Origin of the sequence: Hahella chejuensis KCTC 2396 (genome assembly GCF_000012985.1) — a bacterium.
Taxonomy (GTDB): Bacteria; Pseudomonadota; Gammaproteobacteria; order Pseudomonadales; family Oleiphilaceae; genus Hahella; species Hahella chejuensis.
In genome coordinates this window covers 2,456,861-2,480,629 of record NC_007645.1, presented here as the reverse complement: position 1 = coordinate 2,480,629, position 23,769 = coordinate 2,456,861, and the positions used below count along the sequence as shown (strand labels likewise).

22 protein-coding genes are annotated in these 23,769 nt (G+C 50.7%); 2 read left to right on the top strand and 20 right to left on the bottom strand.

Annotated elements, in window-relative coordinates:
* The first annotated feature begins 90 nt into the window (after positions 1-90).
* Positions 91-972 carry a LysR family transcriptional regulator gene (locus HCH_RS11005; protein ID WP_011396303.1) on the top strand — a complete coding sequence of 294 codons (882 nt, stop codon included), beginning with the start codon at positions 91-93 and terminating at the stop codon, positions 970-972.
* Here the strand turns inward: HCH_RS11005 and phaC are convergent.
* The 10 genes from phaC to HCH_RS10955 all read right to left on the bottom strand — a co-directional run bounded on the left by phaC (position 969) and on the right by HCH_RS10955 (position 11,267).
* Positions 969-2,780, bottom strand: a complete 1,812-nt coding sequence (gene phaC, locus HCH_RS11000) for a class I poly(R)-hydroxyalkanoic acid synthase (RefSeq protein WP_011396302.1) — start codon at positions 2,778-2,780, stop codon at positions 969-971. The genes HCH_RS11005 and phaC overlap by 4 nt on opposite strands.
* Positions 2,781-2,914: 134 nt before the next feature.
* On the bottom strand, positions 2,915-3,277 hold the full coding sequence (locus HCH_RS10995) for a phasin family protein (protein ID WP_011396301.1): 363 nt from the start codon (positions 3,275-3,277) through the stop codon (positions 2,915-2,917).
* A gap of 383 nt (positions 3,278-3,660) precedes the next feature.
* On the bottom strand, positions 3,661-4,815 hold the full coding sequence (locus HCH_RS10990; protein ID WP_011396300.1) for an MFS transporter: 1,155 nt from the start codon (positions 4,813-4,815) through the stop codon (positions 3,661-3,663).
* A gap of 236 nt (positions 4,816-5,051) precedes the next feature.
* Positions 5,052-6,167 carry a chorismate synthase gene (gene aroC / locus HCH_RS10985; RefSeq protein WP_011396299.1) on the bottom strand — a complete coding sequence of 372 codons (1,116 nt, stop codon included), beginning with the start codon at positions 6,165-6,167 and terminating at the stop codon, positions 5,052-5,054.
* Between the two features lie 48 nt (positions 6,168-6,215).
* The gene (gene prmB, locus HCH_RS10980; RefSeq protein WP_011396298.1) at positions 6,216-7,121 is read right to left on the bottom strand and encodes a 50S ribosomal protein L3 N(5)-glutamine methyltransferase; all 906 of its coding nucleotides are present in this window, start codon (positions 7,119-7,121) and stop codon (positions 6,216-6,218) included.
* Positions 7,122-7,174: 53 nt separating this feature from the next.
* The gene (locus HCH_RS10975) at positions 7,175-8,221 is read right to left on the bottom strand and encodes a patatin-like phospholipase family protein (RefSeq protein ID WP_011396297.1); all 1,047 of its coding nucleotides are present in this window, start codon (positions 8,219-8,221) and stop codon (positions 7,175-7,177) included.
* A 34-nt stretch (positions 8,222-8,255) separates the two neighbouring features.
* Complete coding sequence (locus HCH_RS32265; protein WP_011396296.1) at positions 8,256-9,149, bottom strand: DUF4892 domain-containing protein; 894 nt, start codon at positions 9,147-9,149, stop codon at positions 8,256-8,258.
* Positions 9,150-9,177: 28 nt separating this feature from the next.
* Positions 9,178-10,023: an alpha/beta fold hydrolase gene (locus tag HCH_RS10965; RefSeq protein ID WP_011396295.1), complete on the bottom strand. Its 846-nt coding sequence runs from the start codon at positions 10,021-10,023 to the stop codon at positions 9,178-9,180.
* 8 nt (positions 10,024-10,031) lie between these two features.
* Positions 10,032-10,829, bottom strand: a complete 798-nt coding sequence (locus tag HCH_RS10960) for a TatD family hydrolase (RefSeq protein WP_011396294.1) — start codon at positions 10,827-10,829, stop codon at positions 10,032-10,034.
* Positions 10,830-10,916: 87 nt separating this feature from the next.
* On the bottom strand, positions 10,917-11,267 hold the full coding sequence (locus tag HCH_RS10955) for a PilZ domain-containing protein (RefSeq protein WP_011396293.1): 351 nt from the start codon (positions 11,265-11,267) through the stop codon (positions 10,917-10,919).
* Between the two features lie 169 nt (positions 11,268-11,436).
* On the opposite strand from HCH_RS10955, the gene HCH_RS10950 reads away from it, so the two are divergent.
* Positions 11,437-12,354: a metal ABC transporter solute-binding protein, Zn/Mn family gene (locus HCH_RS10950; RefSeq protein WP_011396292.1), complete on the top strand. Its 918-nt coding sequence runs from the start codon at positions 11,437-11,439 to the stop codon at positions 12,352-12,354.
* A gap of 60 nt (positions 12,355-12,414) precedes the next feature.
* Here HCH_RS10950 and HCH_RS10945 read toward each other — a convergent pair whose 3' ends face one another.
* The 10 genes from HCH_RS10945 to HCH_RS10900 all read right to left on the bottom strand — a co-directional run bounded on the left by HCH_RS10945 (position 12,415) and on the right by HCH_RS10900 (position 23,714).
* The gene (locus HCH_RS10945; RefSeq protein ID WP_011396291.1) at positions 12,415-13,824 is read right to left on the bottom strand and encodes a mannose-1-phosphate guanylyltransferase/mannose-6-phosphate isomerase; all 1,410 of its coding nucleotides are present in this window, start codon (positions 13,822-13,824) and stop codon (positions 12,415-12,417) included.
* A 24-nt stretch (positions 13,825-13,848) separates the two neighbouring features.
* On the bottom strand, positions 13,849-14,673 hold the full coding sequence (locus HCH_RS10940; RefSeq protein WP_202945298.1) for a glycosyltransferase family 2 protein: 825 nt from the start codon (positions 14,671-14,673) through the stop codon (positions 13,849-13,851).
* A gap of 143 nt (positions 14,674-14,816) precedes the next feature.
* On the bottom strand, positions 14,817-15,728 hold the full coding sequence (gene rfbD, locus HCH_RS10935; RefSeq protein WP_011396289.1) for a dTDP-4-dehydrorhamnose reductase: 912 nt from the start codon (positions 15,726-15,728) through the stop codon (positions 14,817-14,819).
* Positions 15,728-16,267: a dTDP-4-dehydrorhamnose 3,5-epimerase gene (gene rfbC / locus HCH_RS10930; protein WP_011396288.1), complete on the bottom strand. Its 540-nt coding sequence runs from the start codon at positions 16,265-16,267 to the stop codon at positions 15,728-15,730. The genes rfbD and rfbC overlap by 1 nt, the downstream gene beginning before the upstream one ends.
* Positions 16,268-16,278: 11 nt before the next feature.
* Positions 16,279-17,151: a glucose-1-phosphate thymidylyltransferase RfbA gene (gene rfbA / locus HCH_RS10925; RefSeq protein ID WP_011396287.1), complete on the bottom strand. Its 873-nt coding sequence runs from the start codon at positions 17,149-17,151 to the stop codon at positions 16,279-16,281.
* A gap of 83 nt (positions 17,152-17,234) precedes the next feature.
* Positions 17,235-18,299, bottom strand: coding sequence for a dTDP-glucose 4,6-dehydratase (rfbB, locus tag HCH_RS10920; RefSeq protein ID WP_011396286.1), 1,065 nt, complete (start codon positions 18,297-18,299; stop codon positions 17,235-17,237).
* A 126-nt stretch (positions 18,300-18,425) separates the two neighbouring features.
* Positions 18,426-20,342 (bottom strand): polysaccharide biosynthesis protein, encoded by a 1,917-nt coding sequence (locus tag HCH_RS10915; protein WP_041598574.1) that lies wholly within the window; start codon positions 20,340-20,342, stop codon positions 18,426-18,428.
* A 1-nt stretch (position 20,343) separates the two neighbouring features.
* Positions 20,344-21,198, bottom strand: a complete 855-nt coding sequence (locus HCH_RS10910) for an MraY family glycosyltransferase (RefSeq protein WP_158304949.1) — start codon at positions 21,196-21,198, stop codon at positions 20,344-20,346.
* A gap of 446 nt (positions 21,199-21,644) precedes the next feature.
* Positions 21,645-22,574 (bottom strand): ketoacyl-ACP synthase III, encoded by a 930-nt coding sequence (locus tag HCH_RS10905; protein ID WP_011396283.1) that lies wholly within the window; start codon positions 22,572-22,574, stop codon positions 21,645-21,647.
* Positions 22,575-22,796: 222 nt separating this feature from the next.
* On the bottom strand, positions 22,797-23,714 hold the full coding sequence (locus tag HCH_RS10900) for an NAD-dependent epimerase/dehydratase family protein (RefSeq protein ID WP_011396282.1): 918 nt from the start codon (positions 23,712-23,714) through the stop codon (positions 22,797-22,799).
* Positions 23,715-23,769: the final 55 nt, after the last annotated feature.

The following is a 23,769-nucleotide window of genomic DNA, read 5'->3' as shown; positions in this document are numbered from 1 at the left end:
GTGAGGCGACATGTATCGGCAATGCTAGTATTCAGGTTAGAATAAATCCAATTCATATTTTTCATATTTTCCATAACCAAACGGAATAACATGGATTTACTTGATCTGAAAACCTTCATGGCTATCGCAGATACGGGCTCATTCTCGCAGGCCGCAGAACTGCTGCATGTCACCCAGCCGGCGGTTTCAAAGCGTCTGGCCAATCTGGAACAGCATTTCGCCACGCCGTTGATTGAACGTCTGCCGCGCAAAGCGGTGCTGACCGACGCCGGTAAACTGCTACGCCAACGCGCCGCGACGATACTGCGCGAAGTCGACAACACGCAGGCGGAAATCCTCAACTTACAAAGCAGCGTCACTGGCGTGCTGCATCTGGCCACCAGCCATCACATCGGTCTGCACAGACTGCCAAAAGAAATCAGGCGCTTTTCCCGCGCCCATCCTGAGGCTGAATTCGATTTGCAGTTTTTGGCGTCAGAGGATGCAGAACAGGCTTTGCTGGCGGGATCGGTGCAACTGGCCCTGGTCACACTTCCAGAGCAGGTAAAAGCGCCCTTCACCGCCCATGAGTTTTGGCTGGACCGTTTGGTCTTCGTGGCGGAACCGGGGCACCCTTTAACTCACCGCTCTGACTTGCAACTGTCCGATCTGGCGGAATATCGCGCGTTGCTGCCGGCGCCGCATACCGTAACCTTTCAGTTGATTTCATCGCTGTTCGCCGGACAGTCTTTACCGCTGGCTACTTCCATGCCTACTAATTATCTGGAGACGATCAAGATGATGGTGTCGGTGGGTCTGGGTTGGGGCGTACTGCCGGACTCCATGCTTGACGACAGCGTCGCCGAGCTGGGGCTGGAGACGAATCTCACCCGCAAACTCGGCGTCATTTATGACTCCCGACGCACCCTGAGCAGAGTGGCGGAAGCCTTTCTTCAGCAGCTTCAGGGAGAAGCGCCGATACAGGCGAGTTAATGCCCGATCACATCTGCGATACGCTGCTTCACATAAGTACCAGGCGCGTCTTCGATCACCGCCAACTCCCGGTCGCCCGGATTTCTCGCCGCCACCATTTCTCCCGCGAACGGCGCAATCCACTCGTTCCAATGGGGCCACCAGGAACCTTTGTGCTTCTCCGCCATGGCGAACCAGTCATCTGGGTCATCCGGCAGCTGATTGCTTGTCCAAAAGCCGTATTTTTCCGCACTGGGAGGATTCACCACGCCAGCAATGTGTCCGGAGCCGGACAATACGAACTGCGTTGGACCAGAGTGCACGCGGGCGCCGCCGTAGGTGGACTTCCACTTGGCGATATGGTCCTGAATGGTGGAGAGAAAGAAGGCTGGCGTTTTGATCTTGCGCAGATCAATGGGGGTGTTCATTAGAGAAATCCCACCCGGCTCCATCAACTTGTTCTCCAGGTACATATTGCGCAGATAGTAGCTATGCATGGCCGCCGGCAAATTCGTGCTGTCGGAGTTCCAGTAGAGCAAGTCAAAAGCCGCCGGTTTCTCTCCCTTCAGGTAGTTATTGACGAAGAAAGACCAGAACAGATCGTTTTCCCGCAGCATGTTGAAACTGAACGCCATGGCGCGACCGTCATAATAGCCGGCTTTGTCCAATTGCTTTTCTATACCGCTGATGGCGTGTTTGTTGATGAATACGCCGATGCCGCCGGGGTCAGTGAAGTCCAGCAGGGTCGTCAGATAGGTGGCCGACTTGATGCGCCTGGCCTGCTTCTTCGCCGCCAGATACGCCAGAGTGCAGCCCAGCAAGGTGCCGCCGACGCAATAGCCGATCGCGTTCATTTCCTTCTCACCCGTGGCTTTTTCCACCGCATCCATGGCGGCCAAGGCCCCTTCCACCATGTAGCTCTCAAACGTTTTGTCCCGCAGAGCCGGACCCGGATTCACCCAAGACACGACGAACACGGTATGCCCTTGATCCACAATCCACTTGATCAACGAGTTTTTCTCTTTGAGATCCAGAATGTAGTACTTGTTGATCCAGGGCGGAATAATCAACAGCGGCGTCTTATACACCTGCTCTGTGGTGGGCGTGTACTGAATCAGCTGCATCAAATCATTCTGATAGACCACCTTACCCGGCGTGGTGGCGACGTTGCGCCCCACTTCAAAGGCGGAAAAGTCCGTCATGGAGATATTGAGCAGATTGGGATTCTTCTTGTAGTCTTCCCAAAAGTTCTTCATGCCCTCCAATAAATTCCCGCCGCCGCTGGATAGCGTCTTCCGCAGCACTTCGGGATTGGTGAGGAAGAAATTGGTCGGCGCCATCGCATTGACCAGCTGACGGGTATAGAACATGAACTGATCGTGAGTGTGATTGCCAGAGTCCTCCAGCGTATCGACCAGATCCAACACTGCCTTGGAGTTCAGCAGGTAGGCTTGTTTGAGGTAGTCAAAGAGAACGTTGTCGTTCCACTCCGGGTCCGTAAAGCGGCGATCGCCATCTTCCGGAATAGCCACCGGATCTGTCTTTTTGCCAAGAAGGCGCTTCAGGCTGCCGCCCAATAGAGATACATGCCCTTTCGCCAGCTCAAATTCCTTGCCGGCGAGACGCACCGGATGCAGCGCCAGTTGCTCGGCGATATCCCTGTAAGAGCCGAGCATGTCCATCAGAGCCGATACTTGGGCGTCGTTGACGTCCCAGTTTTTATTTAAAAAATCCTGCAGAGAGTTTCTGTAATTTTCCGAGGAAGTATTAACCGCGTGAAAAACCCTGCGCAGCGCTCTACCAGCCACGCTTCCCTTGTCGTCGCTCATTATTTCCATTTCCCCCTGGCCAAAATGACTTAAGGAGTCGGCCGGAACCCAGCAACTCCGGGCGCGGCCCGGCCAGACTCATGAAAAAACGCCTGCTGGACAGGCGTTCATCTTGGAAAGTCTATCAATCGCTGTTAAGCGCCGGCTTTATCAGCCGGTTTATCAGCGCCGTTGCGTGAGGTGGCGAGAATTTTTTCAACTTCGTCTTTGAACTCAATGCCCATGTCGCCCAGCACTTTCATGTCTTCAACCCACTTCTTGCTGATTTCACTGGCGAGTTCCGCCTGGCCGGCGGCGAAGTTTTTCAGAGACTCCACATCCTTGATGTCCGCGATATCTTTCCATTGCTTCATGGTCAAGTCTGCGTAGGACTTGGCGGCATCCATCTGGAACTCGGCTACTCTTTCCAGGTTGGATACAACCAGAGAGCCGATTTTCCCAACCGGTTCATACATGTGTTTTGCTTGGTCAGCAAAGTTCCCGAAGTATGATTGCATAGTAATCACCCAAATATTCCTGATTGGTTTGAACGTAACTACCCTGTCCCGGCGACAACAAACTCCCTGCTGGGCAGAAGTATTTTATTGCCATATCTGAAACTTCACAGCAAAAAATTGCGCTCTATTCCAAGGCGACTGCTCACAGCCGTTACCCAGTGTAGAGCGGCGACCTGTCAGCGCCGTTGATGCAAGTCAAAGCTCACTGCTAATCGTGAGCCCGGCTTAACGCCATTCCGTCAGGCTGACAAAAATAGTAGGAACATCCTCCCGCCCCCTGCAATACGACTATCCGCCAGCCAGCAGCGCACCAGAGGCAGCTCGCGGCGACCTCTGCGTCACGTCAGAGAAAGGCCACCCCAGGCTGCGCACGCAGCGGAAGGTCAGTCCCATAACGAACCAAGATTACGGCGTTTAAGTATCAAAATTATTGCAGAAAGGAGACAAACACCTGCGGCGGCGAGAAATGTGAAGGCGGCGCCCTGAGTGTCGTAGATCGCGCCACTGACATTGGCGCCAATCGCTCCGCCAACGCCAAAGCTGACGGCGCTGTACATCGCCTGTCCCTGCCCTGCATATTCTTTGGGAAAGGCGCGATGCACAAACTCAATCGCGGCGGCGTGCAGTCCGCCAAAGCTGGCGGCGTGCAGCGCCTGAGTCAACACCAGCACCCACCAATACTCCGCCAGCAACGCCACCCCTGACCAGCGTAGCGCCGTCAGCAAAAGGCAACTGACCACAATGACATACAGCGAATAGCGTCCCAGCAGTCGATGCATAGCGGAAAACAACAGAATTTCCGCCACCACGCCCACGCTCCAGAACAGACCGATCATAGTCATGTCGTAGCCCAGCGACTTCAGATAAATGCTGAAGAAGGTATAGAACGGACCGAAAGAAATCTGTCCAAGGCAGGCGATAAAGAAAAACAACAGTATCGAGCGGTTCTGCAACAGCCCCAGAAAACCGGAAAAACCAGCCGACTCCACCTTGCCAGTGTCGCCCCGAATAATACAGGCGCTAAGGAAGATGCCAAGCAGAAGCGCCAATAACAGCCAGGGCAACAGCGCCACCGAATACAGGTTGAACAAAGCGCCGAAACTGGTGACGGACACCACAAAACCAATGGAGCCCCACAGACGCACGGAGCTGTATCGCGCCCTCTCGTCGCCCAGGTTATGCAGCGTGACCACCTCAAACTGAGGCAGCACCGCATTCCAGAAACAACTGAACAGCGTCATCAGCAGCGCATGCCACCAGAACCCTTGAATGATCAACAGCCCCGCGAAAAAGAAGGTGGCGCAGGCGCTGCCCATACGGATCATCAAGAGACGTTTGCCAGTGGCGTCCGCAATCCAGCCCCACAGGTTCGGCGCCAGAATCCGCGTCAGCATAAGAATGGACATGAGCTGCCCGACTTCCAGCGCGTCGAAGCCGACATACTCCAAATAAACCGGGAAATAAGGCGAGATGCCGCCCACCAGGGCGAAATAGAAAAAGTAGAAGCCCGCGAGCTTCCATATGGGCTCTCTGGTCACGAGATATCCGTTTGTCAGATTACAACTGAGGACAAGACGCCGCCTCTGTGAGAGAGAAGCCGCGCCAATACTTTCAACCTAGGGCGTCATCCTTTCATCAAGGCTGACCGGGACACGCAGGCCCCGACATTCTGGCAGCGATTAGGCGCTGACGCACCAGCTATTCCTGACTTCCCTGCAGAAACAACGGCCCCATGCGCCTTAGCCATGCTCGGATATCGGCGACAGCGCGTCGTTTAGTCTTGCGCCTTCACCCGGGCAATGGCGGCGATATCAGGCGTGTCCACTTTAACGTCCGCATTCTGTCCGCGATGACGCAGCAAGTGATCCATCAGCACCATCGCCATCATGGCTTCCGCAATCGGCGTGGCGCGAATGCCCACGCAGGGATCGTGGCGCCCGGTGGTAATAACCTCCACAGGATCGCCATTCACATCAATGGACTTACCCGGCAGGCGCAGACTGGAAGTCGGCTTGAGCGCCATATGAGCGATGACATCCTGGCCGCTGGAGATGCCGCCTAACACGCCGCCTGCGTTGTTGCTCAGAAAGCCTTCCGGCGTCATCTCATCACGATGTTCCGTTCCCTTCTGCTCAACTACATCAAACCCTGCCCCTATTTCCACGCCTTTGACCGCATTGATGCTCATCAGAGCGTGCGCCAGATCCGCATCCAGGCGATCAAAAATCGGCTCTCCCAGTCCGGGAGGAACGCCTTCAGCGACCACGGTGATTTTAGCGCCGATGGAGTCGCCCTCTTTACGTAGTGCGTCCATGTACTTTTCCATTTCTGGAATCTTATCCGCGTCCGGACAAAAGAAAGGGTTGTCGTTGACGATAGACCAGTCCACTTTCTCTACTTTGATCGGTCCCAGTTGAGACAAATATCCGCGAATGCGCACGCCATAGACGGTCTGCAGGAACTTCTTGGCGATGGCCCCGGCGGCCACCCGCATGGCGGTCTCGCGAGCAGAGCTGCGGCCGCCGCCGCGATAGTCGCGCACGCCGTACTTGTGCCAGTAGGCGTAATCCGCGTGCGCCGGACGGAACTGGTCTTTGATATTGGAATAGTCTTTGGATTTCTGGTCGGTATTTTCGATTAACAGACCAATCGGCGTACCGGTGGTTTTACCCTCGAATACGCCAGACAGAATGCGCACCTGGTCCGGCTCTCTGCGCTGCGTCGTGTGTCGGGAGGTTCCCGGCTTGCGGCGATCCAGGTCAACCTGCAGGTCTTCTTCCGTCAGCGGCAATCCTGGAGGGCAACCGTCAACAATGCAGCCCAGCGCCAGGCCGTGACTTTCACCGAAGGTCGTGACTGTGAATAACTTGCCAAATGTATTTCCAGACATAGGGGTATATCACTTTTTGCAATGTGAAACTTAATCGACGGCCGTCGCCTATAACAGTTCGCGACAGCCGAGCAAATCGTCTTTAGTCATGACGAAGACGCCGTCTCCGCCTTTTTCGAATTCAGGGAAGATGAACATAATCTCCGGATAGGAGTTCTGCAGTGCTTCCATACTATTGCCGACTTCACACACCATAAAGCCGCCATCGCTTAAAAAGTCCGCGGCGCGGGCGAGAATAATACGCGCTGCGTCAAGACCGTCCACCCCGGAGGCCAGCCCCAGCTCGGGCTCATGCAGATATTCCGGCGGCAGGCTGTCCATATCCGGCTTGTCAACGTATGGGGGGTTGGTGAGGATCACATCGAATTCGCCCTGCAGCGCATCGAACATGTCGGACTCCACCACCTTGCAGCGATCCCCCAAGTGATGGCGGGCCACGTTTCTACGCGCAACGTCTAACGCCAATGGAGAAATATCCGCCAATACGACTTCCGCTTCCGGGAATACGTGCGCCGCAGCGATGCCAATACAACCGCTGCCGCAGCACAAATCCAGAATCCGTAACGGGGGTTGCTCAAGCCAGGGTTGCAGCTCATGTTCTAACAGCTCGGCAATGGGAGAGCGCGGAATCAGAACGTCCTGAGTGATATGAAACGGCAACCCCATGAACCAGGCTTCGCCAAGAATATAGGGAGTGGGAATCCGCTGCAGCACACGCTTGCCGATAGCCTCAGCCAAGGCCAGTTTTTCGTGATCTACAAGGCGGGCGTCCAACATGTTGGCGTCTACATCCCAGGGAAGGTGCAATGAACCCAGCACCAGATGCACCGCCTCGTCCCAGGCGTTGTCGGTACCATGGCCAAAAAACAGTGCTTCCTGATTAAAACGGGACCAGGCATAACGAATAAAATCACGAATAGTCTGCAACTGCAGAAAAGACTCTGGTTCGAACACAGCACACCTCAGAAAAAATGGAGCCCTATTATAGCGACGCTTGGCGGCCGCGCCTAACCGGATTCAACGCCATTCCCCTCTAACTTGCCTTCTTTGGCGAGTTTATCCAGAGTGCGCGCGGCGATATCGCGCCCCAGTTGAATCAATTCCGGAGCTTTATGATATTCAAAGGTTCGACACACGCCTTTGGGAATATTGATCAGAATGTCGGGTGGATATCCCGCCAGTTTGTACTGCGTCAACGAACTCTGCATCGCCTCAAATGACAAGTTCATAATGTCGAACTTACCCAGACTGAGTCGAGTCTGCATTGTCTGGCCAACCTGCTCTACCTCTGCAGCGTTTACGGCTTCCGCTCCCCCGCCGCTTTCCGAAATCGGCTCGCCTATCGCTGGCGCATTGGGCGGCGACGCCACGACGCCAGCCAAGGCTTCCTCATCGCGATCAAAGAATTGGGAAGCCTTCTCCCATACGCCCGCCACCCATTCTTCAAAACGGCGGTCCTGTTTGATCTCGGTTTTCTCATAGAGCTTTTTCTCAACCTGATAATCGTAGTAGCTGAGATTGACCGCAATGATGTAATCAGCGTGTGCGGAGATAGTAGGGATAATCGGCAAGGGATTCAAAAGGCCGCCGTCCACCAGCACGCGATCTTTGATGATTTCCGGGGTCAGCAGGCTGGGAATGGCGACGGACGCCCTGATCGCCTGATGCAACGGCCCTTCCTGAAACCAGACTTCCTTTTGATGCAGCAAATCCGTAGCGACAGCCGTGTAAGCGATAGGCAGGTCCTCAATACGAATATCGCCTATCAATTCCCGCACGACGGAAAAAACCTTCTCCCCCCGAATGGCGCCGGGAGATGATAAGGAAATATCCAGCAGACGCAGAACGTCAAATTGGTCCAGCCCGGTAGCCCAGTCTTTGAATTCTCTCAGCTTACCCGCCGCATAGATGCCCCCAACCAGCGCCCCCATTGAACACCCGGAAAGCGCAACAATGTTATAGCCGCGCTCCAGCAACACTTCGATGACGCCCACATGCGCATATCCGCGCGCGCCGCCGCTACCCAACACTAATGCAACTGTTTTCGCCGCCATAGCCAGTTATTCACTCCCAGTCATAGAGAGACGCTTAGACGCCTGTTTTAACCGTATGTATCTCGATATAGCTTGCGCTCTCCGCAAAATCCTCCTCATCCGCGAACGGTCCCACCACAATCAGTCGGATCGCGCCTGAGGGAATCGCCTGCTGCGTCAAAAACACCCGAAACCTGCGGGCAAGATCAGCAGCGTGTTCATAATTTTCAATATCCGTCCGCTTTGAGGAGTGGCTATATGAGGCGATAAAGATTTGGAAGTCTGAAGGCTTCGCCCTCACTTTGTTCAACCAGGGGCCCAACTTATCGTTTAGAGAATTGAGCCGCTCCAGTTCAGCTTCGTTAATAGCGATCAGATCCCGCTTTCGTTCCTGCGGGGCAAGCTTGGCGTCATTCAGTTCAACCAGCTCCACATGCGCAAACACTCTCTGATTCGCGCGGCGCACCGTGTAGATAGCCACCGCATAGACGGCGTCTTCTGCTTGAAATGTCGCGGCGAGATATTGTTGGTAATCATCCAGCCCATATAGAAAAGAACGTTTGAATATCACGTTAGCCCAGTCGTTGCTGCGCCCACAGCCACGACCTTCACAACGATACAGAATATTCGCGCTCAGACGCTGCAACTCTTTAAGATAGTGCTGCATGACTTCCCGAGGCTCATGCCCCTGCGGAATCTCGTAAGATCTCTGCGTCAGCTGACCGCTGACTCGCTCCTCCTTTTCCGGTCTCGCCACACTGCCGAGAGAGGCGAGCGGGCCTGTCGCCAAGCGATATTCCGGGGCATTCCCCACCCGGTCGCCGACGACATCCGCCAGCGGAAACCGGGGCAGCAGATCATCCACTTTACCTCCATCAGCCGCCGCAGCCATCTGGCTAAACGCAGCCCATAATACAATCAACAAGCGCAAACTAACTTTTTTCTTCATTATCCATCCGTATCGTATGTATCGTCGTTTAGCGCAAAAATTCCTCGATTATTTTTGCAAGACCATCGACATCCCCATCCATATGCAAGTGATGGCCGCCACGCAGGGTTTCTTTTCTCGCCGCCGCCAGAGCCTCAACCCGCCCATTCCTCTCAGAATCGAGCGAAATAAACCCCTTATCTCCCGCCACCAACAAGGTTGGCGTCGAAATTGAGCGCAAATACGCTCTCACTTGCTCCTCGCTGAATCGCAAATATGACGGCCAGCGCAAACGCGCGTCCGTACGCCATACCCAGCCGTCTTTCACCGGTTGAATGTTGCGTTCCACTAATATGCGGGAGGCCTCCGCCGACAGTCCGCCGAAGCCGCGCTGGCGGTCTTCCACCAATTTCTCAATGGTATAATAGACCTTTTTCTGGCCTGATTTGGTGCGGGTTTTGACCAAGGCTTTGCTAAGGTTGGCTGCGATATCTACTGACGCCGCGGCGACCGGCCCCAACGCCTCGACCAATATCAAACGAGCAATGCGGTCCTGAGCCGCCGCTGCATACAAAGAACTGATCACGGCGCCCAATGAATGCCCTAACAGAATCGGTCGATTCCACCCGAGAGCAAGAAGAGCCTGGTCAACGTCATGCAGGTAATCCAGCAAATGGTAACTGGCTCCATGGGGCCGGTGTTGACTGTAGCCGTGCCCGGGCAAATCCACAGCGACAACCTCATAACCAGCCGCGGCTAAACGAGGTCCAAGAAAAGAGAATGAAGCGGCGTTGTCCAACCATCCATGCAGCGCCAAAATTTTATTCGGTCGCCCTTCCCCCCAACGTAATGCCGCTAATTTAAGGTGAGGGAGCTGCAGGGTCAGTTCATCCATGGCGTATATTAGCGACGCTCCTCATTCTGATGCGTTTTGAACAGGCGATGAAAGTTGTCGGTGGTGGCTTGCGCCGTTTTATCCAAAGACAACCCTTTCAAGTCCGCCACGCATTGAGCGACTTCCACCACCCACTGTGGCTGATTGCTTTTGCCCCGGTAAGGAACAGGGGCCAGATAAGGAGAGTCGGTCTCCACCAACAAGCGCTCTATCGGCGTCTTTTTCACGACCTCTCGCAACTCTTCCGCATTACGAAAGGTGATGATGCCGGAAAACGAAATATAGAAGTCCAGGTCCAACGCCGCTTTCGCCATATCCCAGCTTTCGGTGAAGCAATGCAAAACGCCCTGCAGCCCCTTTGCGGAGTACTTTCTCAACAGGTGAAGCGTATCTTCCCGCGCCTCGCGAGTGTGCACGATGACCGGTTTGCCGAGATCGCACGCCACGCTCAATTGCTTTTCAAACATTTCCTGCTGGTTGGCTTTGCTGTCCTGATCGTAATAGTAATCCAGCCCGCACTCGCCCACAGCGACAACCTTATCGCCAGACATCGCCAACTGGGTAAGATGATCAGGACTTAAATCCGCCGCGTTCATTTTTGCCAAGGGATGCACGCCCGCAGAGCACCAGACGTCATCGTAGACTTGGGCGATGCGGTAGACATCGTTGAAGTTATCTAAATCGATATCAACACAAAGGAAACCGGAAACTCCACGCGCTCGCGCCTGGTTCAAAGCGACGGTCAAGTCACCGTCAGCCTGGGACAGATCAATACGATCCAAATGACAATGGGAATCTATCAACATCTTTAAGTGTGGTCTGTAGAAAAAAGAATGGGCTCAGGACATGAGGCCGAGTCAGCCGGCCTCCGGCGTGACCTGAACAGCGCGCAATCACATAGTATGCGTCGGACGATCGGAGTTCAACGCTCCAGCCAGATAGGTCTCGATCTTGTTCTTCGCCGTCTCATCGTCGCTGTTGAACTGCACGCCGATGCCCGCGGCGCGGTTACCCTGAGCGCCTTTCGGCGTCACCCAGACCACTTTACCCGCCACCGGAATTTTTTCCGGCTCATCCATCAGGTTCAACAGCAAAAAGACCTCATCGCCCAATTGGTAGTTCTTGGAGGTAGGAATAAACAGTCCACCATTACGAACAAAAGGCATGTAAGCAGCATACAGAACTGCTTTGTCTTTTATGGTTAACGTCAATATGCCACTGCGAGCACCAAATTTTGGAGGCATAGTATTCTTTTCCCTTGATTTTCGTTCTAAGACAAGCATATACCAATTCAATCAAACTCGCGCAGAGTTTAGCGTAATAGCTATCAAAAGCCCCAGGTTATTTGTATAATGTTATGTTATAACCTTTCCTGAAACTCTCAAGGCGAAACGCCGCATTATCCAGAAAACCATGCAGTCAATCATTCGCACGCTGTCACAATTATTCAAAGTCTTGCTTTTGCTCAACCTGTCCACACTACCCGCCCAGGCGGCGGATAAAATCAAAGTGCTGACCTCCATCAAACCGTTAAGCTTGATCGTCAACGAAGCGTTTGGCGATACAGTGCAAGTAGATTATTTACTTCCGCCGATGGCCAGCCCTCATATGTATCAGCTCAAGCCCAGCGATGCGCGCCGTCTGCAAGCGGCGGACGTATTTTTATGGGTAGGGCCGGAGCTGGAGCGGTTCCTTCCGAAAATTCTGGAGAAATATTCACAACTGGAGAAAGTAGACGCCCTCAGCTATCTGGAGAGCAGCCAGGATGCCCTACTGCTGGCGTTCAACCAGTCCAGACAAGACGATTCACATGATCACAGTCACGATGGAGCTCACGACCCTCATGTCTGGTTAAGCGCGAATGTAGCTGGCGCCATCGCCTTAAACCTGGCGGAGACGCTCTCCCGAATAGACCCCATCGGGGCCGACTATCAGGCGCTGGCCAGGAAATATCAAACACAAATGCGACAGCTAACGGACACGTCGCAAATGGCTGCGCAGCAGCTCAGTCACAAGAATCTGCTCACCTACCATAACGGGTTCAATTATTTCGCCAATGAGTTAAGCCTGAATATCGTAGATGTCGTCGCGCTGCAACCTGAAACTTCCCCAGGAGCCCGCCATCTCTCGGAGATAAAGTCGAAAGCCATCTCTTTGCAAGCCTGTATCGTGGTCGAACCACAATATCGCGCCGCCGCCATAGACCGCTTTTTCACAATCCCCAACCTGGCGATCACAGAAATAGACCCAATGGGAAGCGAATACACAACGTATTCAGATTACTATCGCGGTATGGTGAAAAGAGTACTGGAGTGCCTGAGCAACCGCTGAGCTGCAGCGACTGATTAAGCCATCAAAAAAGCGCACCGCGCGGTGCGCTCCAGCGTTTGCTTATGATCGCCCGTAGGTATCCTCAAAGCGCACGATGTCATCCTCTCCCAGATAACTTCCCGTCTGCACTTCGATGAGTTCAAGTGGAATCACCCCTGGATTCTCCAGGCGATGCACAACCCCAAGCGGTATGTAGGTTGACTGATCTTCACTCAGCAGCATTACCTCGTCACCGCGGGTAACGCTTGCTGTTCCTTTCACTACCACCCAGTGCTCTGCGCGATGGTGGTGCTTTTGCAAGGAGAGCGTACCGCCTGGATTCACCACAATCCGCTTCACCTGAAAGCGATCAGATATAGCGATACCTTCGTAAGTCCCCCATGGTCGATGCACTTTCTTATGGAAGCGGTGTTCAGCGCGGTTCTGCTGTTTGACTTGCGCCACCAGCTTTTTAACATCCTGCACACGCTCTTTGTCCGCCACCAGGACCACATCATCCGTTTCCACAATAACGTGATTTTTCAGACCGATCGCCGCGATCAAGCGGCCTTCAGAGTGAATGTAAGAACCTTCAACGTCTTCAGTGATGACATCGCCACGACACACATTTCCGGCTACGTCTTTATCCTGTATTTCCCACAGGGTCGACCAGGAGCCGACATCGCTCCATCCCGCGTCAAGTGAAATCACAACTGCATCGGAGGTCTTTTCCATCACCGCATAGTCAATGGAATCATCCGGACAGTCAGAAAACGCCTGCTTATCCACGCGCACGAAATCCAAGTCAGAGGACTTGCCGGCGTATGCTTTAACACAAGCATCATAAATATCCGGGCGAAACTTTTTCAGCTCGTCCAGATAACGATCTGCACGAAACATGAACATGCCGCTGTTCCAGAAATAATTTCCTGAGTCTACGTAACTTTTGGCTGTATCAAGATCCGGCTTCTCAACAAACTGCTCTACCGGCGCCCAATCTTTATCGCCAACATTCGCTTTGATATACCCATAACCCGTATGAGGGGAATCCGGCACAATACCAAAGGTCACCAATTTGCCCTGCGCCGCCGCTTGCTCACCGATCTTTACCGCTTCAGCAAAAGCAGTCACATTGCGAATCACATGGTCCGCCGGCAATACCAGTAAAACAGCCTCTTTATCAGACGAGATAGCGTCCAATGCCGCCAAAGCAATCGCCGGAGCCGTGTTACGGGCGCAAGGTTCAAGAATGATATTTTTCTTTGAGGACGGACACTGCACCTGCAATGTAGCCGCCACCAGGAAACGGTGATCTTCATTGGAGACCACGCTTAAATGAGCGTGTTTATCAACCGCCGCCACTCGGGCGATTGTCTCAGCCAACAGACTGCCGTCAGCCGCCAAGCTTAAAAACTGCTTAGGATAGGTTTCTCTGGATAATGGCCAAAGACGCGTGCCTGAGCCGCCGCAGAGAATGATCGCAGTAAGCATTGCTACTCCCCAAAATTGATAAAATCAGATCCACTTTAGGCCGTGCTTATGAAAAAACTTAGCAGCAGACACGATAAACATTCTAACGTGCTTCCATCCTTTGCGCCCTGCGCCTCCCCCATAATGCTGAATTTTCATTTCCGGCAAATAAACCACTTTACCAACTTTCCCCATCCTCAGCGATAGATCAAAGTCTTCAAAGTATAAAAAAAAGCGCTCGTCAAAACCGCCCACTTTCTTCAAAGCCGAAGTTCGACACAACATAAAACAGCCGCTGACTATCTCGGGAGAAAAGCTGACTCCAGAGTCAGTCTCTTGTCTATATTCATACTCCGATAGTGCGCGACTAAAACGAGCATTTAGCCATGGTGACTTAATAAAACGGAGAAAAAGGACTAGAAAGGAAGGGTAGCGTTTGCATAGGTACTGAATTGGTCCGCAAAGATAATCAAAGGACGCAGGCGATACAAGCGATAAACTGCTATCCGCATCCAACAATGCCAAGCCTCTAGTTAGCGTGTCAGGGGCTAGAATAACATCCGGGTTCAGTATCAGGTGATAGGTAGAGTTAATCCTATCAAAAGCGAGATTGTTTCCCTTGGCATACCCAACATTTCCATGTCTGGATATTAACTCAAGAGAAAACGAGAACTTGCTTTCCAGCTTCGCCAAAAACGATTTGAGCTTCAGATCGCAGCTTTCAGAGTTATTTACAACTATAACCCTCACCTGAATTCCCAGTTGAAGGCTTGAGTCAGATAATGATGTGAGACATCTACCAAGCAAGTCATAGTCTGAGTCAAATACCACGCACGATACAGTCAGATTGGATGAGTCATCTTTTCTCACTTCACTCACCATGTACTTAAACCCTTACTAGACCAAGACGTATACTAAAGTGCTTATACCTCTTTTACACACATATCGCCCTCTCACTTTAATTCCGCTCAGATAAAAACAAAAAGGAGGGGGAGGAAATAACTTACTTACTACTATCTCGTCAAACCAGCAATTATATCGGCGATACACAAACGACATGAATCTTTCCAGTCCGGCATAAAAACCTGGAATTCGTCTTCAAACTTAGTCGCATCCAACTTTGAATATGCAGGCCTGGTCGCATCGGTCTTATAGAAGTCGGACGTTACCTTATTAATATCCTTAACCAGTACTTGGCCAGCCCCGCCACCTGACTGACTCTTAAACTCCTCAATAAGATAAGATGCAAAGCCATGCCAAGAAGTTTCGCCCGAGGAAGCTAAATTGTATATCCCTGACTTAAAGGAGTTGTTGTGAATAGCATGGATTGACTTATAGACGGATAACAAAGTCATTTGCGCCAAATCGCGCGCCCATGTCGGAGCCCCTCGTTGATCCGACACAACACTCAAGACTTCTTTAGTTTGAGCCAAGTTAAGCATGGTCAGCAGAAAGTTCTTCCCCCGCGATGCATATACCCAACTAGTCCGAAAGATCAGATAGTTTCCATCAACCTGCCGTATTAGATTTTCCCCAGAAAGCTTACTGTAGCCGTAGGTATTTATTGGGCAAACCGGATCAACCTCTACATAAGGCGCGCCTTTCTCACCATTAAAAACGTAGTCTGTTGAATAGTGGACAAACAACGCTCCGCAATTCTTAGCCTCCTCGGCTAAAACCGCAACTGAATCAGAGTTTACGCGCATAGCCCCACCCCTATCCGACTCAGCTTTATCTACGGCAGTATAGGCGGCCGCATTTACAATCACATCTGGCTTAATATCTCTTACCACGGCCCTCAGCGAACCGGGATCATTCAAATCACACTGATTACGACCAAGAGCACGAACTCTTCCGAGCATTGATAAGCTTCTAGCCAACTCCCAACCTAACTGCCCGGTTGCGCCAGTCACCATAATTTCCATTAGTCACCTCCTATCTCACGCAAAGTTGGCAGAGCCAAATCCTTTTGAGATAAGTTTGGACTCTCTATAGGCCAGACTATACCAATATCGGGATCATTCCATATCAAACCACCTTCATCCGCTGGATCATAATAATCCGTGCACTTGTATTGAAAGTCTGCTGTCTCACTTAATACACAGAAGCCATGTGCGAATCCCGGGGGTATGTAAAACTGAAGATGATTTTCTCCTGAGAGAATAACGCCCTCCCACTGACCATAAGTAGACGACCCTTTGCGCAAATCTACCGCTACATCAAAAACCTCCCCCTGAGTCACTCTGACCAATTTGCCCTGGGGCTTAGTCTTCTGAAAATGCAGCCCTCGCAGGACTCCACGCCCAGAACGTGAGTGATTGTCTTGCACAAACTCCAACTCAATTCCAGCTTCATTACGATATCTGGCAACCTGATAGGTTTCCATAAAAAAACCGCGGTGGTCACCAAATACTCTGGGCTCAATAATCACAACGCCGCTCAACTTCGTCTGTATAACTTTCATAATCTCTTATATCAAAGTTGCTTTTTAACCAAGTGCATCAAGTACTGACCATATCCGGTCTTTGAAAGCATACTTGCTTGTTCCAGCAGCCTTTCTTTCGTTAGCCATCCATTATGAAAAGCAATTTCCTCTAAGCACGCTATCTTGAGCCCCTGTCTAGACTCAATTGTTTTCACAAAGTGCGCAGCTTCCAGCAAGCTGTCGTGGGTCCCTGTATCCAGCCAAGCAAATCCACGACCCAGCTGAGTCACATTGAGATCACCGCGTTCGAGGTATACTTTGTTGACAGAAGTTATCTCAAGCTCCCCCCTTTCTGAGGGGCGAACCGACTTAGCTATACTCACCACGTCATTATCGTAGAAGTACAGGCCTGTCACCGCATAGTTTGATTTAGGACTCTCAGGCTTTTCTTCGATAGAAACAGCCCTTCCTTGTGGATCAAATTCAACGACGCCAAACCGCTCAGGATCATTCACAAAATAGCCAAAAACTGTAGCGCCCTTGTCCTTTTGAGCAGCGATTTTCAATTTATCGGAAAAGTGTTCCCCATAAAAAATATTATCGCCCAACACCAAACACACACTGTCGTCGCCAATGAAATCTTCACCGATTATAAAGGCCTGCGCGAGGCCATCGGGGGATGGCTGCTCAGCGTACGCAAGCGTTACGCCAAAATCCGCACCGTCTCCCAACATCTTTTTGAAGTAAGGCAAATCATCCGGAGTCGATATGATGAGGATATCCCTGATTCCAGCCAGCATTAATACTGAAATAGGGTAGTAAATCATCGGTTTATCGTAGATTGGGAGCAATTGCTTGGATACTCCCCGCGTGATCGGGTGCAGCCGCGTTCCTGAACCACCCGCCAATACAATACCTTTCATCCTAACTACCTGTTCCCCGCCACACTAATTAAAAACCAAGCGATCTTATACGCTTACCGCATCCCAACAAAAAGATATGGCCTCTAGTAACCAAGACCCAATCTCTCCCCCTTGTATGAACCATCAAGCACTCTTTGCCACCAGGCACTATTAGTCAAATACCATTCAACGGTTTTTCTGAGTCCGCTCTCAAACGTCTCCGCAGGAACCCACCCCAACTCCCGTTGGATTTTTGACGCATCAATGGCGTAACGCACATCGTGCCCTGGGCGATCTTTTACGAAAGAAATCAAGTCTTGATAACACGATACGCCTTGAGGTTTATTAGGAACCAGCTCCTCTAATAACTGGCAGATTGCCTGAACAACTTCAATATTCTTTTTCTCGTTATGGCCACCAATATTGTAGGTCTCTCCTACAACACCTTCGCTCACCACTTTGTATAGCGCAGCAGCATGGTCCTCGACATATAGCCAATCCCTTATTTGATCCCCCTTCCCATATACGGGCAGAGGACGTCCCTCAAGCGCATTGAGAATCATGAGGGGGATGAGTTTCTCAGGGAAGTGGTATGGACCATAGTTATTCGAGCAGTTTGTCACAATCACTGGCAAACCATAAGTTCGTCCCCATGCTCTAACCAGATGGTCAGAGCTGGCTTTGCTCGCGGAATAAGGGGAACTAGGCGCATATGGCGTATCTTCAGTAAAAAGATCAGTAACGCCATCCAGATCCCCAAATACCTCATCAGTAGAGATATGGTGAAAGCGAAATGCGTTTTTTCGCTCTGTCGGCATTTTCAGCCAGTATTTGCGAGACTCTTCCAACAAGGTATAAGTCCCGACAATGTTTGTCTGAATAAAATCGCCTGGACCATCAATTGAACGGTCTACATGCGACTCAGCGGCCAGATGCATAACAGCGTCAGGCTTATAGCTTGAGAGCACATTAGCTATAACGGCCCTATCACAAATATCCGCTTGTACAAATTCATAGCGTTCGCTATTTTCAATGTTAGACAAATTATCCAAATTACCGGCATAGGTTAGCTTGTCTACATTTACAACACTGTCACCAGTACAGTTAATAATATACCTAACAACAGCGGAACCAATAAATCCAGCTCCACCGGTTACCAATATCTTCATAATCTACACTCATAATTAATGGCGGAAGCCATACAGCAGAATATATTAGTGATGGCTACACCACTTTGAACAAATCAAATCAGATAAACAGGAATAACCAAAAGTGACAAAAGCCCCTCTACAAGCTTACTTAACGAGGCCAACAACATTGCCCTGGTATTGAGTTAGCGCGACATTTTGGTAGCCTTGATCTTGCACAGCGTCACTATCCACAATTTGCAACAGCAGCTTTTTCACGACCTCTTCCAATTGTGCTTCGCACGCCTTGAGAAGGGCTACAGCGTAACTTTCCATATTAAAGTCTCTCATTCTGGACTGCCTGGCCCGCCAAATTCGACTATGAGAAGTGCCGAACCCATCGTCCTCATCAAAAAGCTGCTCATGAAGCTTTTCCCCCTGACGCAGCCCCGTATAAACTATTTCAATATTACCATCAGGGTTATCTTCATCCTTAACATCCAGCCCCATGAGATGGACCATCTTATACGCCAGGTCTTTTATTTTAATTGGAGTTCCCATATCCAATACGAACACCTCACCATCGCCATCAGCCATTCCTCCCGCTTGTATCACCAATTGAGCGGCTTCCGGAATAGTCATAAAAAATCTCGTCACATCCGGGTGAGTGACTGTCACAGGTCCGCCTCTCTTGATCTGATCACGAAATAACGGAACAACAGATCCAGAAGAACCAAGCACATTGCCAAATCTTACTGAGCAAAAAGTTGTTTGAGAGGGTTTTTCCGCCATTTTTCTAACAATAATCTCAGCTGCACGCTTAGTCTGCCCCATAACATTAACAGGCTTTACAGCCTTATCAGTGGAAATGAGCACGAACTTTTCCACCCCATGTGTTCTAGCCGCCAAGGCAGCGTAATAGGTGCCTAGTACGTTATTTTTAGCGCCCTCGATAGCATTTCGCTCTACAATCGGAACATGTTTATAAGCCGCAGCATGGTAAAGGGTATGTATACCGTAGTTCGCGACGACACTTCCGATTAAATCTTTGTTGGTGACAGATCCTAACACAGGAACCAGATCAACCTGCAGATTCCGGAGCGCACATATTTCCGATAGAGCCTTGGTTATTTCATAAAGCGCAAATTCAGATTGCTCAAGAAGGACCAGCTTAATAGGAGCTAGCCTGACCAATTGGCGACACAACTCGGAACCTATGGAACCACCTGCTCCGGTCACCATAACATTCTTGTTTTGCGCACATGAAAGCATTAAGTCCATATCCGGCTCGACACAGTCTCTTCCCAATAAGTCTTCAATTTCTACACTTCTGAGTTCTTGAATTTTCGACTTACCTTCAATCAGATCTGTAAAGCTGGGAATTTTAAGAACCTCCACAGGAAAAGGCTCAAGAAACCGAAGTATCAAACGTTTGGTGCTTTGTGGCGCATCACTAATAGCCAACAAAACCTTCTTTACTTTATAGTCTTTGATAAGCTCATCAAGCTCAGCAGGGGAGTAAACATGTAGCCCTTGCACAATACTTCCCTGTTTACGCTTGTCGTCATCCACATACAATACAGGTTGATAATCGCTCCCCTGCGATAAAGCAATAGCCAATTGAACGCCAGCATGGCCAGCGCCATATATAACAACCTTTTCCTTGGGTTTAATCAGCTTATTGTGCAAATAAGCGCGGACCAGCATTCTAGACCCACCAACCATCAGGAGAACAAAGCACCAGTACATAAAAGGAACAGATCTGGGAATAAACGCCTTAACTAAAAAGCCCATACTCGCCAACATCAGCCCCGAAAATGAGGCCCCGATAAACACCGCCATCATTGCATGGTTGCTCATAAAGCGGATTACTGCTCGATACAAGCCAAGGCGAGCAAAAAAGAAAATGCTTGTCGCAATAGTAACACCAAGTACCCCAACCTGATTTGCGTCAAAACTAAGATACACCTCATCCAGCCGCAAACTCATCGCAGCCCAGAAAGCAAAAAGAATAAATAGTGAATCAGCAATTACAGAAAAAACCCGTTTGGTTCGCCTTGAGGCATTCAACAGTGTTTCCAGCACTTTAACATTCCTCAGCCTTGGAATTTTCAATCAGTCGCCCCCTCGTCACTGCACAAGTCAGCAGAAGAGGAGAATAAGCTACTACCGCAAAGCCCCATGCCCAATCTGGCATCATGAAAGCGGATAACGCCATGGGAAGCAACCACACAACATTAACGAATATCAATAAATAATTAACTTTACGATGATCTCCGAGCTTTACGCTCATCAGCTGGTACAAATGGGTGCGATGTGGGAGCCAGACCTTCTCCCGGTTTAAAAGCCTAGCCAGCAATGTAATGGTTGCATCGCCAATAAATGCAGCCATTAAAATAAGGTACACCCAAATTCCAATTTGAGTATCCCGCTCACTAATTAGCATTGCTCCGCCGAACAACCACCCTAAAGAAACACTCCCAATGTCTCCCATAAATATCTTCGCCGGCGCCCAGTTCCAACATAAAAAGCCCAGACTCGACACAGCAACCGCCAGCATAAAACCAGCCCATTCACGCTCTCCAGAGTATGCGTATACTCCTCCTAAAGACAGTGCAACAAAAATGGCTTCGGCAGCGGCAATTCCATCAATTCCATCCATGAAATTATACAGGTTCGTAACCCAGACGATTCCCAACACCCCCAGCAGGATTGACGCCCAACTGGGAATATTAAAGCCATCCCTCGCAAAAAGGCGAAAGTCACCGAATTCACTCACGAAGCATATAAGCGAGTATGCACACGCCACCTGAAACAGAAGACGCACTTTAAAACCCAGGCCACGGTGATCGTCGATGTAACCAACCAAAGCCAGGAGCGCCAAAGTGGACCATAAGATCCCGCTGTACTTTATCTCTAAAAAGGGGAGTGCTATTAGCATACAAGTGGCTATCGCAACTCCGCCGCCTCTAGGGGTGGGAGCAGAATGAGAGCTGCGTGCGCTCGGAACATCCAGCACCTTGTTTGCTAGCGCATACTCGTGGCCCATCCAGTTAATGTATAGGAAGCCAAGCCCAAGGTAATAAGCAGAACCAAAGTATCCAAGACTCATTCCATATTGAGTATAGAGCTGTGATAAGGCTATCTTTCTTCGCCGCCAAGACGATGCAACGGAAAAGTCACACAGGCGACAAACGTCTAGAAGCCGCGAATTATCTAGCTGCAAGCTCTCCAAGCAATGCGACATTACTTTTTGTTACAGAGGCTCTAGCAGCGGCGCGAAGTTTAACAGGTTTTAATGCGCGCTTACATAACCGGCGACGCTATAATCAGCACCAAAATGTATCCATCTGTAACAGGCAACTTAGCCCACACTAACAGCGAATATCAGCCATCAGAGGCTTTTGAAAGTACACAACTCCCCCAAGACAAGCCTACGCCAAACCCAGAAATGACCACTTTCTTAGCCATTTTCTCATTGGCGAGAATCATTGGAATGGAAGAAGAGACTGTGTTGCCGTAATCAGCGGCTTCGAAGGGAACTTTGGCGGGGTCAAGTTTCATGCGTTTGATCACCATATCTACGATGAACTTGCTGCCTTGATGGAGGATGAACTTGTCGATGTCGCCCAAAATACAGTCGTTTTGAGCTAAAGTGGCGTGAATATTTTCAGGAACGACATTGGCGCAAAAGTCGAGCACTGCTCTACCTGCCATCTCGAATTTCCGATCTTCCGCACGTACGCGTATGGCTGCGTTGCGGGCGCCATCGGTACCAAAAACGCATTTGCCAATCCGCCATTTAGGCTTATCGCTGAATAAAGTGGCGGTAGCGGCGTCGCCAAAAAGAAGAGAGGTATTTTTGTCGGACATATCGATAATTTTCGAATATGGGTCCGCTGTGATGAGAACGCCTTTTTTGTAGCCGTTAGCTTCCATAAAGGCTTTCACGATGGAGACGCTGTAGACATACCCTGAACAGGCGAGAGAGACGTCAAAGCAGGCGCAATGAACTGGTAATCCGAGCTTGCCGTGAACTATTGCGGAAGCATGGGGAACGCCATAGGCGTCTGGGTTTTGCGTACAGACAACAAGGCATTCGATATCGCTCGCAAGCGGCCCAAGCTCACCCTCCAAACGTCGAAACGCCTTTACACACAAGTCGGAGGTCTCTTCCCCTTCCTCTTTTACCGCCAGATACCGCATACCGGTCTTCTCGGTCAAAAAGGTCTCACTAACGTTGAACTGCTCCTGACGCTCCAGATTGTTAACTCGTCCCTCTGGCAAATACGTACTGATGTGCTCGATGCCGATCATAAATAAACCGTTATATAGCAAAACCGCAATTTCGGAGGCCCTTCACCCGAAACACGGCTTTTTGTAATTCTTTGATGGGACCGGCAATCCACTGATAGAAGCCAGCGCCTTTACCTCAAAAGGTAAGTGCTTAGCGAGAAAAGATAAATTCGACCTTTTTCTATAAGAGGCAACCGCAGTCTGTGCGCCAACAGCGTCTGTTGGCGGCGATTCATGCCAATATTATCGAATACCCGGCGCAGGACGCCAATTCAATCCCGACATTGTCGCCGAGCAATCTACTTCCAAGTTTCCGAAGAGTTTTTCCTGTATGCCAATGCGTTCCAACGCATGGAACATAAGCGATTTAAGAGGACCGGGAAGACTGAAAACTCGCCCTTTAATATTCATGGAGCAACATAAAGAAAGGTAAATCTGGCTGGTGGTTACGGAGTAGCCATCGGAAACCAGCCATACATTTCCCGCACCCGGCTCAACATTCAGGGCCTCCGCACAGCGGAGAATAACATCCACCAGATTTTCACGACTGATTAAGCTGCGCCGATTTTCTACTCCGGCTAATGGCAAAGGCGCACGCAACTTCGCCAGCTTTTCCAATATAGCCAGATTTCCCTTGGCGCCTTCGCCATATACCAGAGGTGGACGAATTATCTCGTAAGACATCTCCGCCCCTGCAGCGACCTCGCGTAAAGCGCACTCCCCTTCCCACTTGGATATAGCGTAAGGAGAAAGCGGGTTTGGAGGGTCCGATGGAGTAAATGGCCGTCCGGGAGAGCTACCCTCTCCATTGACTTTGATGGTGCTGAGGTAAATAAACTTCTTAACGCCAGCCTTAACGGCCCAAGACGCCAACAGTCGGGTTGCCTCTGTATTCGCTGCGCGAAACTCCGCCAACGGTTCAGCTGCGTCCTCTTTGACTTGGTGAACTCGAGCTGCGCAATGAATAAGTACGTCTACTCCGCGCAGTAAACCAATCCAGCCATCGTTCTCATAGGCTGGAGCCAACTCCATTTTTCCGGGAAACTGCGGATGCTGATCAGCGCTACGGGAAGTACCAGTCACCACGTAGCCTCGCGAAGCGGCTTCAGCCGCCAACGCGGAGCCGACAAAGCCTGTACAACCGGTTATCAAAACATTCATTGATGAACTAACGTCTCTATTTCGAATCCTTTTGCATTATACCTTGCAATATCCA

Excerpts from the sequence above, each read along its gene's own strand:
- HCH_RS10995 (WP_011396301.1), bottom strand. The coding sequence starts at position 3,277 with ATGCAATCATACTTCGGGAACTTTGCTGACCAAGCAAAACACATGTAT.
- phaC (WP_011396302.1), bottom strand. The coding sequence starts at position 2,780 with ATGAGCGACGACAAGGGAAGCGTGGCTGGTAGAGCGCTGCGCAGGGTT.
- rfbC (WP_011396288.1), bottom strand. The coding sequence starts at position 16,267 with ATGAAAGTTATACAGACGAAGTTGAGCGGCGTTGTGATTATTGAGCCC.
- HCH_RS10950 (WP_011396292.1), top strand. The coding sequence starts at position 11,437 with ATGCAGTCAATCATTCGCACGCTGTCACAATTATTCAAAGTCTTGCTT.
- HCH_RS10965 (WP_011396295.1), bottom strand. The coding sequence starts at position 10,023 with ATGGATGAACTGACCCTGCAGCTCCCTCACCTTAAATTAGCGGCATTA.
- aroC (WP_011396299.1), bottom strand. The coding sequence starts at position 6,167 with ATGTCTGGAAATACATTTGGCAAGTTATTCACAGTCACGACCTTCGGT.
- HCH_RS10900 (WP_011396282.1), bottom strand. The coding sequence starts at position 23,714 with ATGAATGTTTTGATAACCGGTTGTACAGGCTTTGTCGGCTCCGCGTTG.
- HCH_RS10910 (WP_158304949.1), bottom strand. The coding sequence starts at position 21,198 with ATGCTAATAGCACTCCCCTTTTTAGAGATAAAGTACAGCGGGATCTTA.
- HCH_RS10975 (WP_011396297.1), bottom strand. The coding sequence starts at position 8,221 with ATGGCGGCGAAAACAGTTGCATTAGTGTTGGGTAGCGGCGGCGCGCGC.
- HCH_RS11005 (WP_011396303.1), top strand. The coding sequence starts at position 91 with ATGGATTTACTTGATCTGAAAACCTTCATGGCTATCGCAGATACGGGC.
- rfbA (WP_011396287.1), bottom strand. The coding sequence starts at position 17,151 with ATGAAAGGTATTGTATTGGCGGGTGGTTCAGGAACGCGGCTGCACCCG.
- HCH_RS10905 (WP_011396283.1), bottom strand. The coding sequence starts at position 22,574 with ATGATCGGCATCGAGCACATCAGTACGTATTTGCCAGAGGGACGAGTT.
- HCH_RS10960 (WP_011396294.1), bottom strand. The coding sequence starts at position 10,829 with ATGTTGATAGATTCCCATTGTCATTTGGATCGTATTGATCTGTCCCAG.
- HCH_RS32265 (WP_011396296.1), bottom strand. The coding sequence starts at position 9,149 with ATGAAGAAAAAAGTTAGTTTGCGCTTGTTGATTGTATTATGGGCTGCG.
- rfbB (WP_011396286.1), bottom strand. The coding sequence starts at position 18,299 with ATGAAGATATTGGTAACCGGTGGAGCTGGATTTATTGGTTCCGCTGTT.
- HCH_RS10955 (WP_011396293.1), bottom strand. The coding sequence starts at position 11,267 with ATGCCTCCAAAATTTGGTGCTCGCAGTGGCATATTGACGTTAACCATA.
- HCH_RS10945 (WP_011396291.1), bottom strand. The coding sequence starts at position 13,824 with ATGCTTACTGCGATCATTCTCTGCGGCGGCTCAGGCACGCGTCTTTGG.
- rfbD (WP_011396289.1), bottom strand. The coding sequence starts at position 15,728 with ATGGAAATTATGGTGACTGGCGCAACCGGGCAGTTAGGTTGGGAGTTG.